Raw genomic sequence first — 689 nt, 5'->3', positions numbered from 1 at the left:
ATAACTATATGCTGCTGGCATTCAACCTCCTTATCATCATCTATCCTTATCCTATCACATCCGGACTTTTATGGAAAGAGCTATACTATAATTTTACGCATTAGGGCTGTTATAGCCACCATCTTCTTCTTACCACTTTCAACAAGCTTAGAATAAAAGGCGCCAAGTATAGATTTTGACCTTGTAGCAGCCATAGCGGCTGTAAAGAGCTTTGAACGAACGTTACTTCTACCACCTGTAATCCTTCGGTAACCAACAGCTTTACCACTTTCTTTTGGATGCGGTGCAACTCCGGCAAGACTTGCTACTTCTTTTCTGTTTAAGTAACCAAGCTCTGGCATTAAACACAAAAAATCTTGTGATAACTTTTTACCTATTCCAGGAACTGTTTTAAGAATTTTTTGGCGTTGTTGTAATTCGCGGCTTTCATCAATAATCTTTTGTATAGTATCATTGAGTTCGTTTATTTGACTATCGAAAAACTCAATGGTCTTTTGACAGCTTTCTTTTATATGATCATTTTCCGGTGCTTCAAGTCTGCATTTTTCTTGAGTTCTCATTTGCGTAATATCATCACGACGTTGACAAAGTGCAGCCAAAGTTCTCTAATTGCACATAAGTCAACAATAATTTTTACACAAATCAAAATAGCATATTTCCTCCGTAATCTTTAATAATTTTACATAGAT

1 pseudogene is annotated in these 689 nt (G+C 36.0%); it reads right to left on the bottom strand.

The window, feature by feature from the left end:
* Nucleotides 1-80 precede the first annotated feature (80 nt).
* Nucleotides 81-602, bottom strand: a pseudogene (locus OZD66_RS05780) (transposase); the annotation flags it as partial.
* Between the last annotated feature and the right edge of the window lie 87 nt (nt 603-689).

It is taken from the genome of Wolbachia endosymbiont of Drosophila baimaii (assembly GCF_028982185.1).
In the GTDB taxonomy this organism is placed as follows: Bacteria; Pseudomonadota; Alphaproteobacteria; order Rickettsiales; family Anaplasmataceae; genus Wolbachia; species Wolbachia pipientis.
The sequence above is the reverse complement of the archived record's forward strand: the minus strand, read 5'-3'. Positions and strand labels throughout refer to the sequence as shown.